Source organism: Sphingomonas sp. (genome assembly GCF_036387595.1).
In the GTDB taxonomy this organism is placed as follows: domain Bacteria; phylum Pseudomonadota; class Alphaproteobacteria; order Sphingomonadales; family Sphingomonadaceae; genus Sphingomonas.
In genome coordinates, this window is the sequence record NZ_DASVTL010000078.1 from 80367 (window position 1) to 95948 (window position 15582).

General features: G+C 67.4%; 15 protein-coding genes. 10 read left to right on the forward strand and 5 right to left on the reverse strand.

Annotation, left to right across the window (positions count from 1 at the left end):
* Positions 1–10: 10 nt before the first annotated feature.
* From VF643_RS08200 to VF643_RS08210, 3 genes are all read right to left on the reverse strand, one after another.
* Complete coding sequence (locus tag VF643_RS08200; RefSeq protein WP_331042895.1) at positions 11–358, reverse strand: cupin domain-containing protein; 348 nt, start codon at positions 356–358, stop codon at positions 11–13.
* A 176-nt stretch (positions 359–534) separates the two neighbouring features.
* The gene (locus tag VF643_RS08205) at positions 535–1848 is read right to left on the reverse strand and encodes a sensor histidine kinase (protein WP_331042896.1); all 1314 of its coding nucleotides are present in this window, start codon (positions 1846–1848) and stop codon (positions 535–537) included.
* Positions 1838–3202, reverse strand: coding sequence for a sigma-54 dependent transcriptional regulator (locus tag VF643_RS08210; RefSeq protein WP_331042897.1), 1365 nt, complete (start codon positions 3200–3202; stop codon positions 1838–1840). Before VF643_RS08210 ends, VF643_RS08205 begins: the two co-directional genes overlap by 11 nt.
* 143 nt (positions 3203–3345) lie before the next feature.
* On the opposite strand from VF643_RS08210, the gene VF643_RS08215 reads away from it, so the two are divergent.
* From VF643_RS08215 to VF643_RS08235, 5 genes are read left to right on the forward strand one after another with little or no spacing between them, the layout of a single operon-like run.
* On the forward strand, positions 3346–3567 hold the full coding sequence (locus VF643_RS08215; protein ID WP_331042898.1) for a hypothetical protein: 222 nt from the start codon (positions 3346–3348) through the stop codon (positions 3565–3567).
* On the forward strand, positions 3564–4877 hold the full coding sequence (locus tag VF643_RS08220) for an efflux RND transporter periplasmic adaptor subunit (RefSeq protein WP_331042899.1): 1314 nt from the start codon (positions 3564–3566) through the stop codon (positions 4875–4877). The genes VF643_RS08215 and VF643_RS08220 overlap by 4 nt, the downstream gene beginning before the upstream one ends.
* An 11-nt stretch (positions 4878–4888) precedes the next feature.
* Positions 4889–5569: an ABC transporter ATP-binding protein gene (locus VF643_RS08225; RefSeq protein WP_331042900.1), complete on the forward strand. Its 681-nt coding sequence runs from the start codon at positions 4889–4891 to the stop codon at positions 5567–5569.
* A 35-nt stretch (positions 5570–5604) separates the two neighbouring features.
* Positions 5605–8058: an FtsX-like permease family protein gene (locus VF643_RS08230; protein ID WP_331042901.1), complete on the forward strand. Its 2454-nt coding sequence runs from the start codon at positions 5605–5607 to the stop codon at positions 8056–8058.
* Positions 8059–8068: 10 nt separating this feature from the next.
* Positions 8069–10561, forward strand: a complete 2493-nt coding sequence (locus tag VF643_RS08235) for an ABC transporter permease (RefSeq protein ID WP_331042902.1) — start codon at positions 8069–8071, stop codon at positions 10559–10561.
* Positions 10562–10669: 108 nt separating this feature from the next.
* On the opposite strand, the gene VF643_RS08240 is transcribed toward VF643_RS08235, so the two are convergent.
* Positions 10670–11416: a 16S rRNA (uracil(1498)-N(3))-methyltransferase gene (locus VF643_RS08240; RefSeq protein WP_331042903.1), complete on the reverse strand. Its 747-nt coding sequence runs from the start codon at positions 11414–11416 to the stop codon at positions 10670–10672.
* A complete protein-coding gene (locus VF643_RS08245) occupies positions 11413–11583 on the reverse strand; it encodes a hypothetical protein (RefSeq protein WP_331042904.1) in 171 nt (56 codons plus the stop codon). The genes VF643_RS08240 and VF643_RS08245 overlap by 4 nt, the downstream gene beginning before the upstream one ends.
* Before the next feature lie 81 nt (positions 11584–11664).
* Here VF643_RS08245 and ubiA point away from each other — a divergent pair, with 81 nt between their 5' ends.
* From ubiA to VF643_RS08270, 5 genes are all read left to right on the forward strand, one after another.
* Positions 11665–12570 (forward strand): 4-hydroxybenzoate octaprenyltransferase, encoded by a 906-nt coding sequence (ubiA, locus tag VF643_RS08250; RefSeq protein WP_331042905.1) that lies wholly within the window; start codon positions 11665–11667, stop codon positions 12568–12570.
* Positions 12571–12684: 114 nt separating this feature from the next.
* Complete coding sequence (locus VF643_RS08255) at positions 12685–13122, forward strand: hypothetical protein (RefSeq protein ID WP_331042906.1); 438 nt, start codon at positions 12685–12687, stop codon at positions 13120–13122.
* Positions 13113–13358: a helix-turn-helix transcriptional regulator gene (locus VF643_RS08260; protein WP_331042907.1), complete on the forward strand. Its 246-nt coding sequence runs from the start codon at positions 13113–13115 to the stop codon at positions 13356–13358. The genes VF643_RS08255 and VF643_RS08260 overlap by 10 nt, the downstream gene beginning before the upstream one ends.
* A 104-nt stretch (positions 13359–13462) precedes the next feature.
* Positions 13463–14809, forward strand: a complete 1347-nt coding sequence (locus VF643_RS08265; protein ID WP_331042908.1) for a TldD/PmbA family protein — start codon at positions 13463–13465, stop codon at positions 14807–14809.
* Positions 14802–15578: a 3'(2'),5'-bisphosphate nucleotidase CysQ gene (locus VF643_RS08270; protein WP_331042909.1), complete on the forward strand. Its 777-nt coding sequence runs from the start codon at positions 14802–14804 to the stop codon at positions 15576–15578. The genes VF643_RS08265 and VF643_RS08270 overlap by 8 nt, the downstream gene beginning before the upstream one ends.
* Positions 15579–15582 lie beyond the last annotated feature (4 nt).

Consider the following 15582-nt stretch of genomic DNA (forward strand, 5'->3'; position numbering starts at 1 on the left):
GCCCCGTGCGTCAGGCGGCCGCTGGAATATAGGGAATGATCACCAGCATGGTGGAGGTGTCGTTCGATCGGTTCACCACTTCGCGCGTTTCGCCAGGCGCGATGGTGCAACTGTCGTAACGGCGCAGAACAGTTTCCCGGCCATCGACGATTACCGCGATCTCGCCCGATACCACGACGTAGATCTTCTCGACCGTGCTGCTGTCGGGTCCGGCGCTTCCGCCGGGGAGATAATGGGAAAGCCCCACCCACTGGTTCGCCGGGCCGTCCGGCTCAAAACCCTGCAAACGCAGACTGACACTGCCCCGGTGGTTGGCGGCGTCATAGGGTCGTGCTTCGTCGAACCGCGTGACCTTCATGCCGTGTCCCCTAATGGCAGCCGCCGGATATGGCTGCGGGCCATGCCACGAGCCATATCCGACCTGTCTAAAGCTCCGTTACGTATATAACAATACTGTTATGGGATATAATTGAGTGATCGACATCGTGCTCCATTATGATGCGCCTGCACCCGGTGACCGCCACGCGCCAGGCATCAGTCGAGCAGGAGGATCCGAAAACAGGCGCCGCCGCCGGGGCAATCGACGATGTCGATCTGCCAGCCGTGCGCGACGATGATCTGGCGAACCAGGTTGAGGCCGATGCCGTTGCCCTCTGCCCGCGTGGTGAAAAAGGGCAGGAACACGTCGCGCCGCAACGGCTCGGGCACGCCGGGTCCGTTATCGCGGACCGCGATCGTCGTCGCAGAGCCGCCCGCGATCGAGAGGGTCACGCGCGGGTGAATCGCGGTGGCGCTCGCCTGTGCGGCGTTTCGCAGCAGGTTGATGAGCGCCTGGCCGAGCAGATCGGGGTCGGCGCGCAGCATGAGGTCGGGCGCGACCTCTGCCGCCAGCGTCACTCCCGGCCATTCGCTGCCGATCAGCCGCACCAGTTCGTCCGCGAACGGCGCTGCGCGAAAGTCCTGCAGCCGGACCGCGGGCGCGGTGGACACCGCGCGGTAGCTTGCGATGAAGCCATGAAGCGCCTTGGCGCGCCGTGCGACCGTCCGCACCGCCTCTCGCGCGCCCTCGCTGTCGCACGGGTCGGCTTCCAGCAACGCGGCAGCGGTCGCCGACAGCGACGTCACCGGCGTCAGCGAATTGAGTATCTCGTGCGTCAATACCCGCACGAGATCGGTCTGTGCCGCAATCTCGACGGCGTCGAGCGTACCCTGCACCGGCTCGACGGTGATCGCCCGGACACGCGCACCGAGTCGCACCAAAGTCGCCGCACGCAGGATCGCACGCTGCGGGCCGCCCGGCAGGCGCAGGATGATGAGCTCCGCCCCACCGCGTTCCGGATCGGCCAGCCGCGCGGCGAAGGTTCCGCCGAACGCGGCGTAATCCGCGGGCCGCGTGCTCTCGGCGTGGCCGAACAGGCGCCTGGCCGCCTTGTTGGCCAGCCGAACGCCGCGCGCGTCGTCGACGGTGAGCAGCGCGACGGGCAGGTCGTCGACCAGCGCTTCGAGAAAACGCAGTTCCTCCAGCCCTGTGGTACGCTCGCGCTGCAGACGCGCCATCGCATCGTTCAGCGCCTGGCCGAGCACCGCAAAGCCGGTGCCGCCGCGGGGATCGAACCGGGTCGCATAGTCGCCGTGGCGCTGCGCCTCGACGAAGCGCGCGATCATCACGTTGGTGCGCGAAACGTGACGCCACAGCCCGGCAACCGCGCCAACGGCGAGCAACAGCGCGATGATCCGCACTGCCACAAAGCCGGCGGTCTCGAACGCCAGGGTCACGCCGAACCAGGCGGCGATGATCGCCGCGATCCATGCGACCAGGATCAGCGTAAAGCGCAGATCAGAGCCCATGTTTCTCCATCCGGCGGTACAATGCTGCGCGCGACACGCCGAGTTCGGCCGCGGCGGCCGAGATGTTGTAGCCGTGCTTGCGCAGCGCCTCCTCCACCAGCCGGCGTTCGACCCGGTCGAGATTGTAGTCGGTCGGCGGCGCCACGACCGCTACGCGCGCGGCGGGCGCGGCGAGCGGAAAGTCTTGCGGTTCCAGTGGCGCATCGCCCGCCAGGATCACGGCGCGTTCGATCGCGTGGCGCAATGCGCGGACGTTGCCCGGCCAGTCGTGCGCGATCAAAGCCTCCATCGCGGCATAGGTGAGCAGCGGCGCGCGCCGATCGTAGCGGCGGGCATAATGATCGAGGAAATGATCGACGAGGGCGCGAATGTCCTCGCGCCGTTCGCGCAGGGGAGGCAGTTCGATCTCGACGGTATTCAGGCGGAACAGCAGATCCTGCCGGAAATGCCGATCGTCGCGCAGCGTCGCCGGCGTCATGTTGGTCGCAGCGATCACGCGGATGTCCACCGGCACCGGCTTGTTCGCGCCGACCGGCGTCACCTGACGCTGCTCCAGCGCGGTCAGCAGCTTGGGCTGGAGATGGAGCGGCAGGTTGCCGATTTCGTCGAGGAAGAGCGTGCCCCCATCAGCTGCCTGAATGCGGCCGACGCGATCGCCGCGCGCGTCGGTGAAGGCGCCCTTCACATGGCCAAACAGCTCGGAATCGATCAGGTCGGTGGCGATCGCGCCGAGATCGACGGTCTGGACCGGCCGGTCGGCCCGTCGCGAATGACGGTGGAGCGCGCGCGCGACCAGTTCCTTGCCGGTGCCGTTCTCGCCGAGTACCAGTACGTTGGCCTCGGTCGGTCCCGCCCGCGCGATCAGCGAGTGGACGCGCGCCATCGCCGGCGACGCCCCGATCAGCGGCGCACTTCCCGCGGCCGGCACCTCGGCGGGGGCCACCAGCCCACGCTGGCGGCGCAGTTGAGCGGCGGTGCGCACCGTTGCGAGCAGCCGGGCGTTGTCCCACGGCTTGGAGACGAAGTCGGTCGCACCCCGCTTCATCGCCTCCACCGCTACGCTCACGCCCGCATGCGCGGTTATCATCACGACGATGACGTGCGGATCGGCGACGAGCAACGTGTCGAGCAGCGCCAGCCCCTCGGCTGCATCGGTCGCGCCGCGGCCGTAATTGGCATCGAGCAGCACGACGTCGGGCGCACGCGTGGCGACGATTGCCGCGGCATCCTGCGGGTCGCTCAGCGTCACCACCTCGGCGAACAGACCACGCAGCAGCAGGCGGATCGCGGTCAGTATGTCCTCGTCGTCGTCCACCACCAGGCACAGGTCGAACGGTGCTGCTGTCCTGGTCATTGTCCGCTTCCGTACACGTCGCTGTTCGATATCGAACACTTCGGCGATGATGTCGCCTGCGAAATGACGCGAATGGCCGGTTTATGGGCTGGCACGATTCCTGCTTGGGTTCCTGCGCAAGCGTCGGCAACAGGGAGACGGTTATGCGCGAAACAGGCAGACGGCGGATCGTGGCGATGTTGGTGCTCGGGGCGATAGTGCTGGCGTCGGTGATCCTGCCGGGTCCACGCGCGCAGCTGAAAATCGGCACCGCCCAGGTTTCGCTGCTGATCGAGACCGGGCCTGTGCGTTTGCAGGCCCGGGTTGCGAACGAGCTTCCGACCCCGAAGACGCTAGCGCTTTCGATCGGCGGAATCACACCGTGAGCGTGCTGCGCTTGAAGCGGGAGGCCGGAGCGGCCGTGCCGGTCACCGGTAGCGGCATGGACCGGGTGGTGGCGCGCAGCGGATGGTCGCCGCGCGCGAAGATGGCGGGCGGGGCGGGCTTCCTCCTGCTGCTGCTCGCCGGCTTCTGGTGGTTCGCCCCGCGTGAGGGGTCGCAGACGATCGCCGCCGACCGGCTCACGCTGTCGCCGGTACGCCAAGGCGTCTTCGAGGATTTCGTGCCGCTTCGCGCGCGGGTGACGCCGCTGCTCACCGTCTTTCTCGACGCGATCGAGGGCGGACGGGTCGAGCAGGTGATCGCCGAGGATGGAGCTTCGCTGGCGAAGGGACAGCTGATCGCGGTGCTCTCCAACGCCGAGCTGCAATTGTCGACGCTGGCGCGCCAGACCGAGGTCGAGCAGCAGATCAACAACATGCGCAGTCAGGAACTGGCGCTCGCGCAGACCCGCCTGACCAACGAGCGCGCGGTGCTCGAAGCCGGTCTGGCAAGCACGAAAATGCGCCGTCAGTATGAGCGTGAGCGCCCGCTCGCCGAGCGCGGTTTCGTCGCGGGCAAGCAATTCGCCGACACGCAGGATGCGTATGAATATGAGCAGCAGCGCCTGCGCGTGTTGGAGCGCAGCCGGGCGACCGACGAACGGCTGCAGGCCAGCCAGCTCGCGCAGACCCGCGCCTCCGCCACCTCCATGCGCGCCAGCCTCGGCCTTGCGCGGGCCAATCTGGAGGCGCTCAATCTACGCGCGCCGGTGGCTGGGCAATTGTCGGGATTCAGCATCCAGGTCGGCCAGTCGCTGAGCCGCGGCGAACGGGTCGGCCAGATCGACAGCCCCGGGCGCAACAAGCTGATGTGCGGGGTCGACGAATTCTACCTCGGACGCGTCGCTTTGGGGCAGAGGGCGAGCGTCACGATGAACGGCCGCACCTATGCCGCCAAGGTCGCCAAAATCTATCCGCAAGTGCAGAACGGCCAGTTCCAGATCGACCTGCACTTCACCGCGGGTGAGCCGGCCGACCTGCAACGCGGCCAGACGCTCCAGGCCAAGCTCACGCTCGGCGACGCGCAGCCGGCCAAGTTGATCCCGAACGGCGCCTTCTACAACGAAACCGGCGGCAATTGGGTCTTCGTGCTCGCCCCCGACGGCAAAAGCGCGGTCAAGCGCCAGGTCAGGCTCGGCCGGCGCAACGCGGACTCCATCGAGGTGCTCGAAGGGCTCGACCGGGGCGAGCGCGTAATCACCTCTCCTTACACCGGTTTCGCCGACAAGGGCCGGCTCGACCTCTCCGCTTCATGAAAGGACATTCCATGCTCCAGATGCGTGCGCTCTCGCGGGTCTACCGCGCCGATACCGTCGAGACGACCGCGCTGGACGCGATCGACCTCGACATCGCCGACGGTGAATTCGTCGCGATCATGGGGCCGTCGGGGTGCGGCAAATCGACCCTGCTCAATCTGATGGGGATGCTCGACAGCCCCACCGGCGGCTCCTACCTGTTCGATGGGCAGGAGGTCGCGGGGCTCAGCGAGGCGCGGCTCGCCGAGGTTCGCAAAGCGGCGATCGGCTTCATCTTCCAGAGCTTCAACCTGGTCGACGAACTGTCGGTGCGCGAGAATATCGAACTGGCCTTGCTCTACCACGACGTGTCGGCGGCCGACCGCAAGCGCCGCACCGACGAGGTGATGGACCGCGTCGGCGTCGCCCACCGTGCCCGGCACCGGCCAAGCCAGCTTTCGGGCGGCCAGCAGCAGCGCGTCGCGGTGGCGCGTGCGCTGGTGTCCAGCCCGCGCCTGATCCTGGCGGACGAGCCGACCGGCAACCTCGACACCGCGCACGGCGAGGAAGTGATGCGCATGCTCCAGCACCTGAACACCGAAGGCTCGACGATCGTGATGGTCACCCATTCGCCCGCGCATGCCGATTACGCCAGCCGGATGGTCAACATGCTCGATGGCAAGATCCTTCAGGAGCGGCGGCGGGCGGCTTGAGCGGGGCCGGAGCGATGCTGCGCAACCATCTCACGATGGCATTCCGATTGCTGGCGCGCAATCGCGCGTATGCAGTCATCAACATCGGCGGGCTGGCGCTCGGGCTGGCCGGATGCCTGCTGATCCTCAGCTACATCCGCTACGAGCGGAGTTACGATAGCTGGCTACCCGAAAGCGATCGCATCTATCAGGTTCAGTCGGTTTTGCGGGAGCCGGGGCAGCCGGTGGCGCGGTCGCAATCCAGCCCGTTTCCCGTCCGGGATACGCTGGCGCAAGGGTTCCCGCAGATCGCGGCGATCACCGTCGTGCGGACGGGGCCGACGGTTACGACGCGCGGCGGCTTGCCCGTATTCGTACCTACCGCGTCGGTCGATCCGGCGTTCTTCGACATCTTTCGTCTGCCCTTCGCCTACGGTTCGGCGGCGACCGCTTTGCTCGACACCAATTCGATCGTGCTGACCGAAAGCGAGGCGCGGCGGCATTTTGGGAAAACGAACGTCGTTGGGCGAACGATGACCCTGGGGGCAGGCGAAGGGAAGCGCGACCGCCGCGTCACGGCGGTGCTGCGCGATCTTCCCAAGAATTCTTCCCTGCGGCTCAACCTGCTTTTCCGCAACGATCAGGCGCAGTTCGCCAAATGGCCCGCGTCTGAAACGGGGTGGGGCGCAATGAGCCAGCAGCATTATGTCAGGCTGCGCACCGGGGCGGACGCGACGGCGATCAACGCGGGGCTTCCCGCTTGGGAGAAGCGCACGATCCCGCCAGAAACCGCTCGGGGTAGCACCCTGTCGCGCGCCGATATGCTCGACCTGCGACTCATGCCGATGACCGGGGTGCATCTGGGCGATGCGCAGCAGGGCACGAGCGTACCGGGCGGCGACCCAAGGACGCTGGCGACGTTCGGGATCGTTGCGTTGCTGATCCTGGGCATGGCGGTGATGAACTTCGTCAACCTGTCGACCGCTCGCGCGACGCAGCGGGCGCGCGAGATCGCGCTGCGCAAGGTACTGGGCGCGTCGCGGCGGCAGATCGTCGTGCAATTGCTCGGCGAGTCCGTGCTGATGACCGCGGTGGCGATGCTGCTGGCGTGTACGATCTTCGAACTGGCAACACCGTGGATCGCGGTATGGACGGGCGCCGACCTGCATGTCGCCTATCGCGGCGCGGGAGGGATGCTGGTTCCCGCGCTTGTTCTGTTCGCGGTCACCGGCCTGGCGGGGGGATTGTATCCCGCGATCCTGCTCAGCCGTTTCCGGCCGGCCGACGTGCTGCGCGCCAACAGTTCTGCGGCGCAGCCCTCGGGAACAGGGCGGGTGCGCACCGTCCTGGTCTTGTTCCAGTTCGCGGTCGCGATCGGGCTGATCGCGAGTACGTGGGTGATCGCCGCGCAGACGCGCTTCATCGCGACGATCGATCCCGGCTATCGCCGCGACGGGCTGATCCAGGTCGATTCCGCCTGGCGTTTCGCGGGCGATCAGAGCGAATATGGCGCGGCGCGGCCGCAGTTGCTGGCGATCCCCGGCGTGGTCGCAACTGGCCGGACCAATCTGGCGCTGGCGGCGACCAACAAGTCGAACGTCACCGCGCATGTGCCGGGCGGGCCGGAACTGTCGTTTGGACGCTATGCGATCGACAAGGATTTCTTCGACACGATGGGGATGCGCATCCTCGCCGGACGTGCGCTCGGCGATCGGTTCGCGACCGACCGGGTCGAGCGGGTCGATTATGACAAGGTCGCCGATCCGCAGCGCGGGGTGAACGTCGTCGTCAATCGCGCCGCGGCGCGGCTGCTGGGGCACGCCGACCTGCAAGCGGCGATCGGAATGCCACTCGCGACCGGGATCGATGGCGCGGACGTGACCGCGACGATCGTCGGCGTCGTCGAGGACACGCGCATCCGCACGCCCCGCGATGCCATCGAACCGATCGTCTATCTCTACGATCCCCTGCGCACGAGCCAGGTGATCGTCCGCTACGCCGCGGCTCGGCCTGCCGACGTGATGGCGGGGATTGCGCGGGTGTGGCGGCAGTTCGAACCTGAAATTCCGTTCGAGGGGCGGTTTGCCGAGGATATCGTCGGCGAGACCTATGCCGCCGATCGTGCGCGCGGTGCCATGTTCGCGACCTTTGCCGCGCTGGCGGTGCTGATCGCATGTCTGGGGCTATACGGTCTGGCGGCCTTCGCGACGCGGCGGCGAACGCGCGAGATCGGCATCCGCAAGGTGCTGGGCGCGCAGGTGCGCGACATCGTCCGCCTGCTCGCTTGGCAATTTTCCAAACCCGTCGTTGTCGCCAATCTGATCGCCTGGCCAGCGGCCTGGTGGGTGATGCGCGACTGGCTGGACACTTTCGACGTCGCCATCGCGCTGACGCCGACCCCGTTCGCGGTTGCCGGCCTGATGGCACTCGCCGTCGCCCTCGTCACCGTTGCCGGCCACGCACTCCGCGTGGCCCGACTGAACCCGATCCACGCCCTTCGTTACGAATAGGAGCCTTCCCATGTGGCGCAACTATCTCACCGTCGGCCTGCGCGCGCTGATGAAGAACCGCACCTATGCGCTTATCAACATCCTCGGCCTTGCGATCGGCATGGCGGCGTGCCTGATGATCCTGCTGACCGTGCGCTACGAATTGAGCTATGATCGGTGGCTGCCAGGTGCGGAGAACGTCTATCAGATCCAGTCGTGGTACAAAGACCCCGACACCGGCCGCGAGGACGCGCTGCAGATGACGCCGTTCGTCACGGGCGCGGCGATGCAGAAGGATTTTCCGCAGATCGAGCGCTGGGTCTATGCTTTCGGCACGACGCCGGTCGTGATGAAGGACGGCCAGGCGTCGCCGAGCGAGGATTTCCTCTTCACCAACGACGATCTGCTCGACATCCTCAAGCTGCCGATGCTGCGTGGCGCACCCACGCTGCGCCAGCCCGGCGACACCGTGCTGACCCGGACGGAGGCGATCCGCCGGTTCGGCACCGACGACGTCGTCGGCCAGACGCTTAGCGTCATCAGCCGCGGCCAGACTCGCGACTTGCGCATCACCGGGGTGCTGCGCGATCTGCCCAAGAATTCGCACCTGGAGATCAACATCCTGTCGCGGATCGACATCCAGGCATTCAATGCCGATAACCTACAGTCGCTGAGCTGCTGGGGCTGCCAGAATGGCTGGATATGGGCGCGGCTGAAGCCGGGCACCGACCCCAAGGCGCTGGAGGCACAGTTCCCGGCGTGGGAAAAGCGCAATATTCCCGACGAGAATGCCGGCGACGCGCGCTTCAACGGCGGTGACGCGCAGGACTGGCATCTGGTCAACGTTCGTGACATCCACCTCGGTCGCGCGCAGAGCGGCGCGTTGACGCCGGGCAACGACCGCCAGACGATCGTCACCTTCGCGATCATCGCGTTGTTGATCCTCGGCATGGCGATCATCAATTTCACCAATCTTGCCACCGCACGGGCCGGGCAGCGCGCGCGCGAAGTCGCGCTGCGCAAGGTGCTGGGTGCGACGCGCAAGCAGCTGATCTTTCAGTTCATCGCCGAATCGGTGCTGATCTCGATATTCGCCATGATTATCGCGCTCGCTTTCGTCGAACTGCTGATGCCACCGCTCGCCGCGTTTCTCGATGCCGATATTCCGGTGACCTATCTGGGCAGCGGCGGCATCCTCGCGCCGGTACTCGCGCTGATGTTAACGGTCGGCCTGCTGAGCGGCATCTACCCCGCCTTCTTCCTCTCGCGCTTCCAGCCCGCACAGGTGCTCAAAGCAAACAAATCGGCCAGCGAGGCGCAAGGGACAGGCCGGCTGCGCAGCGCATTGGTCGTCGGCCAGTTCGCGGTGTCGATCGGGCTGATCGTCTGTACCATCGTCATCTACGGGCAGACCGTGTACGCGCGCACCGTCGATCCCGGCTACAGCCGCGATCACATCCTGCAAGTCGACGAACTCAGCCGCTACCAGCTCTACAACATGGGCGAGACGATTGCGGCGCAAACCGCGCGCGTGCCCGGCGTGCAGGCGGTGGGCCGTACCGGGATCGGCGTCGCGACCGACAATAATAACAACACCGGCGTAATGGTGCCGGGCGCGACCGAGCCGGTGACGATCGGCAACTATCCGGTCGACATCGGCCTCAAGGACGCCATGGGGCTGAAAATGGTCGCCGGGCGCTGGTTCGATACCCGCGCGATGGACGAGTTGACCCTGCCCTTCCCATCCGACCCGGCGAAGGAGCGCGCGCTCGTCGCCCGGGGCGGGCACGTCGTCGTCAACGAACTGGCGGTCAAACGGCTCGGCTTCAAGAGTCCCGCCGAGGCGATCGGCAAGACGGTGCGTGCGGGACTGGTCGACAACGAGATCGGGCTGATGCCGGTGACGATCATCGGCGTGATGAAGGACGCGCGGTTCCGCTCGATCCGCCAGCCGCTCGATCCGCTCATGGTCTGGAACGCGAAGGCCGGACAAAGCGTGATGATCGTGCGCTACCGCGGTGATCCTGCGACGGTGCGTGCGGCCGTCGAGCAGGCGTGGAAGCAGGTCGCGCGCGAAGTGCCGTTCAACGCCAAGTTCAGCGATGACATCATGGTCGAACTGTACAAGGCCGAGGATGCACGCGCCAAGACCTTCGCGGGCTTTGCATTGCTGGCGGTGATCGTCGCGTGCCTGGGGCTGTTCGGGCTGGCCGCCTTCACCGCCGAGCGCCGGACGAAGGAGATCGGCATCCGCAAGGTGCTGGGTGCCAGAACCCGCGACATCGTCCGGCTGCTGGTCTGGCAATTCACCCGGCCGGTGATCGTGGCGAATCTGATCGCGTGGCCTGCGGCATGGTGGCTGATGCGGGGCTGGCTCAACGGCTTCGACGCGCGGATCGCGCTGACCCCCGTGCCGTTCCTCCTGGCAGGTCTGGTCGCGCTGGGGATCGCGGTGGGCACGATCTCGGCGCATGCGCTGCGCGTCGCCCGGACCAATCCCATCAAGGCCCTGCGCTATGAATGAGATGTTCGTGCACGATGGGACAGGGCACCGATCCCGCTCCTTCGCGCGTCGTTCCGGTTCGCGGTGTGCCGTGTGCTGCGGCGGTACAGAGGCGTGCGAATGGGGCGCTTACCGATCCCAATCCCCCGCCGACGCCATCCAGACGGCAATGGCCGCCGCCGCCGCGGTATCGGCACGCAGGATGCGCGGTCCCAGTGTGATGCCTACCGCCTGCGGACAGGCGCGGATGGCAAGGCGTTCTTCGGAATCGAAGCCGCCTTCTGGACCGATCAGGATCGCCGCCACGCCCGAGCCCACTTGCATTGCCTGCGCCGCGGGCGCGCCGCCGGTTTCGTCGGCGAAGAAGAGCGTGCGGTCCGCCGGCCAGTCGCGCAGCAGGGACGCGAGTTTGATCGGATCGGCAATCTCGGGAATCGCGGTGCGGTCGCATTGTTCGGCCGCCTCGATCATGTGGGCGCGCAGGCGATCGACGTTGGGCTTGTCGACGATGGTGCGGCGAGTGATGACCGGCACGAAGCGCGCGACGCCGAGTTCGCACGCTTTTTCCGCCATCCAGTCGACCCGACCCTTCTTCAGCGGCGCGGCGCACAGCCAGAGGTCGGGAACGGCATCGCGCGCGCGCAGGCGCTCGGTAACGTCGAGCATGAGGTCGCGCTTGCCGATGGACGTGGCGACCGCGAGCCATTCGCCGGTCATGTCGTCGAACAGCTTGACCGGAACGCCCGGCTTGATGCGCATGACTACGCCGAGATAATGCGCCGCCGTACCGTCGATGCGGATCGATCCGGGCGCGAGCGGACCCGCCACGTATAGTCGCGGCGTGGACTGCGGCGGCCAGGCCGGGGTCGCGATCACGAGCGCCCCCCCTTGCGACGCTTCCACACGGCTCGGCCGAGCAGCCATAGGCCTCCGATCACCGCCGCCCCCGCGATCGCCGCGATCGACACCACGCCGGCGACGCGTGCGATCGCCCAGAACAGCGCCTCTACGAAGCGGCCGACCGCCACCGACAGGCCGATCAAGGGAGAAGGCTCATCATCACGCTGCTTGCGATAGCGCGGGCGGGCTTGCGCGCCTACCTTCGCGTTCGTAGGCGCTAAGGGATGAGCGCAGACATCGTCCCCGACAGCCAGCATCGTGGCGTGGTCGGTATGCTGCCGCCCACGGTGCGCGGGTTGGCGATGCTCGCGCGATTCGATCGGCCGATCGGCTGGTGGCTGCTGTTCTGGCCGGGCGCCTGGGGCGTGGCGCTGGCCGAGGGCGCCTTCGCCCGCTGGGACTTGATCGCGTGGCTGCTGCTCGGCAGCATCGCGATGCGCGGGGCGGGGTGCGTCTATAACGACATCGTCGATCGCGATCTGGACGCGCAGGTCGCGCGCACCGCGACGCGCCCGATCCCGAGCGGGCTGGTGCCGATCCGGCTTGCCTGGGTGTGGCTCGCGGTGCTGTGCCTGGTGGGGCTGACGGTCCTGCTCCAGCTGACGCCGTTCGCCGCCGGCGTGGCGCTGGCCAGCCTAGCGCCGGTCGCGGCATACCCGTTCATGAAGCGCATCACCTGGTGGCCGCAGGCGTGGCTCGGCATCGTCTTTTCATGGGGCCTGCCGGTCGGCTGGAGCGAGGTGACGGGCGGCTTCGCGCCGGCGATGTGGCTGCTCTACGCCGGGTCGATCGCCTGGGTGATCGGATACGACACGATCTACGCGCTGCAGGACCGCGAGGACGATGCGCTGATCGGGGTGCGATCGTCCGCGCTGCGCATGGGCCCGCACGTGCGGGCGGGCGTGGCGGGATGCTATGCGCTGGCGGTGGCATTATGGGCCGCGGCAATGTGGCAGGTCCGCGCCGATCCGCTCGCGCTGCTGGCGTTGCTGCCGGTGGCGGGGCATTTCGGCTGGCAGGTCGTGCGTCTGCGTCCCGACGATGGCGCGCGCGCGCTGGCGCTGTTCCGGGCGAACCGGTTTGCGGGGTTGTTGGTGTTCCTGGCGTGCGTCGTGGTCGGGACGGCTTAGGGTCTCTGGCATCAACGATCCCGCAGTCCGCCGCGGATAAATTGCCCGCAATGTAAAATATACTTTCCCTTAACGGCTCTCGCATAGTCTGCCGCCAGATATGGAGGACGTCACATGCTCGAGTTCACGATGGGTGGAGCCTGGTTTCGGTGGAGTGCCTTCGACAAGCGCTCCAAAGCCCTCGCGACCGCGAGCATGAGCCTGGGCGCGATCTCCGGCCTCCTGATCGGAATGGCCGTAAAGCCCGTCAACACGCGCCTTCAATTCGACGTCGCGCAACACGTGCCGGCATTGGCGTTCGCGGGCCTTGCCGCTGCTGCACTGGCGACCTGGCTGTGGCATAGTTTCAGCCTGCTCCAGGACGAGATGTTCAACCGGGTGCAGAAATGGACCCTTGGCATGGCGGGTGCGTGGACCTGCGCCCTATCCGGCATCTGGGCGATACTGGCTGCTTCGTCGCTCACCGCGCCGATGCCTTCGGCAGCGCCGGCGCTGCTTTTCGCCGCAACCACATTCGTGCTCTGGTTCGTGGCAGTCCGCAAATGGGCGTAGTGACCAGCTTGCCGGTGATCCGTGGCGAGCGCGGATTGACCCAGCAAGGACTTGCCGAACTGCTTGGCGTGTCTCGCCAGACCATCAATTCGATCGAGCGAGGACGGTTTGAGCCGAGCCTGTCCCTCGCCCTCAAGGCTGCTCTCCTGCTTCAACTGCCGGTCGACGAGTTGTTCCGCCTGGATGTCGGCCACGGCTTCCTGATGGCGACCGCCTCCGGTGAGCCGGTCTTGTGATTACAAGCGCCGCAAGGTGAACTTGCACCTTCCCTGACTTAGCTTGGGGTGTCACCGCCCCAGCCCTGTTGCACACGGTATCCCTGCCCCCTAAGTCGAACGCCATGCTGACTCTCGACCAAGCCCGCGACCACGCCCAGGAAATCGTCGCGCGTGCGATGCGCGCGGGCGCCGATGCGGGCGATGCGGTGTTCGCCGCCGATGCTGCGCTTGATGTGTCGGTGAGGCTGGGCAAGCTGGAGGATGTCGGGCGGTCGGAGAGTGCCGAACTGGGCCTGCGGGTGTTCGTCGGCGCGCGATCGGCCAGCGTTTCCACGTCGGACCTGTCTTCGGCCGCGCTCGATGCGCTGGTCGAGCGGGCGGTGGCGATGGCGCGCGAGGCGCCCGAGGATCGCTGGGCAGGATTGGCGCCCGAGATTCGGCTGATGCGCGGGGCAGCGCCGCTGCTCGACATAGACGATGGCGGCCAGGTATCGCCCGAGCAGTTGCGCGACGCCGCGCTTGCGGCCGAGGACGAGGCGCGCGCGGTGGCGGGCGTCACCAACAGCGAAGGCGGCGGCGCCAGCGCCTCGCGGATGATCTGGGCACTGGCAACGAGTCACGGCTTCGCCTCCGCTTATGCCGCGACGGGCTACGGCCTGTCGGCGAGCGTGATCGGCGGCGAAGGGGCGGGCATGCAGCGCGATTACGCGCATCATTCCACGCGCCTGCTGCGGCATCTCGACGCACCCGAGGACATCGGCCGCCGCGCAGGCGAGCGCGCGGTTGCCCGCCTGAACCCCGGACGGGTGGCGAGCGGGGCGATGCCGGTGGTGTTCGATCCGCGCGTGGGCGGCTCGCTTGTCGGGCATCTCGTCGGCGCGATCGGTGGCCAGGCGATCACCCGGCGGACAAGCTTCCTGCTCGAAGCGCTCGGCACGCAGGTGTTTGCGTCTGGCATCACCATCCGCGACGATCCACACCGCCCCCACGGCCTGCGATCGCGTCCGTTCGATGGCGAAGGGCTGCCGGTGTCGCCGACCGCGCTGGTCGAGGACGGCGTGCTGGAGACGTGGCTGCTGGATTCCGCGTCGGCGCGCCAGCTGGGGCTGGAGCCGACCGGCCATGCCGCGCGCGGCATTGGAGGCGGGCCGGGTGTCTCGACCAGCAACGTCTATCTGGCGGCGGGTGCGATGCCGGTCGCCACGCTGTTCGGCGACATCGCGGATGGCGTCTATGTTACGGAGTTGATCGGACAGGGCGTCAACGGCGTGACCGGCGACTACAGCCGCGGCGCTGCCGGCTTTCGCATCGAAGGCGGTCAGATCACAGGCCCGGCCGCCGAATTCACCATCGCGGGCAATCTGCGCGACATGTACCGCCAGATGATCGCCGCCAACGATCTTGAGTTCCGATACGGCGTCAACGTGCCGACGCTGCGCATCGACGGGATGACGGTCGCGAGTGGCTGACGGGCAGTTCGCCGGCGACGTGGCCGGGATCGTCCGGGAAGCTGGCCGACACGCGCTGGCCCAGTGGCGTACCGACTTCCAGCGGTGGGAGAAGTCGCCCGGCAACCCGGTAAGCGAGGTCGATCTGGCGGTCGACGCGCTGCTGCGAGCCCGCCTGGCGGCTTTGGTGCCGGAGGCGGGCTGGCTGTCCGAGGAGACCGCGGATCATCCGGACAGGCTAACGCGCCGGCTATTGTGGGTGGTCGATCCGATCGACGGAACGCGCGACTTCATCCGCGGACGTGCGGGCTGGTGCGTATCGGTGGCGCTGGTGGAGGATGGCTTGCCGATCATCGGCGTGCTTGACGCGCCGGCGCGGGCTGAAACCTGGGTCGCCACCCTTGGGGGCGGGGCGTCGCGCAACGGTGTCGTCCTTCGGGCTTCGAACCGGCAGACGCTGGCCGGTGCGCGGGTGCCGACCGACGCCTTGTCGAAGGCCGATCGCGATTTCGCGATGGTCGACAAACCCAATTCGATCGCACTCCGGATTGCCATGGTCGCGGCGGACGAGGCGGATCTGGTCGCCACCTTGCGGTGGGGCAACGAATGGGACATCGCCGCCGCCACGCTGATCGCGATCGAGGCGGGTGCATCGGCCACCGATGCTCTGGGCGCCGAACTGGTCTTCAACAAGCGAGAGCCGCAGGCATTTGGCGTGCTGGCGGCGGCGCCCGGCATCCACGCCGCGGCGGTGACGCGGCTGGCGGCGCGGGCCGCGGCGCTGCGCTGACGCC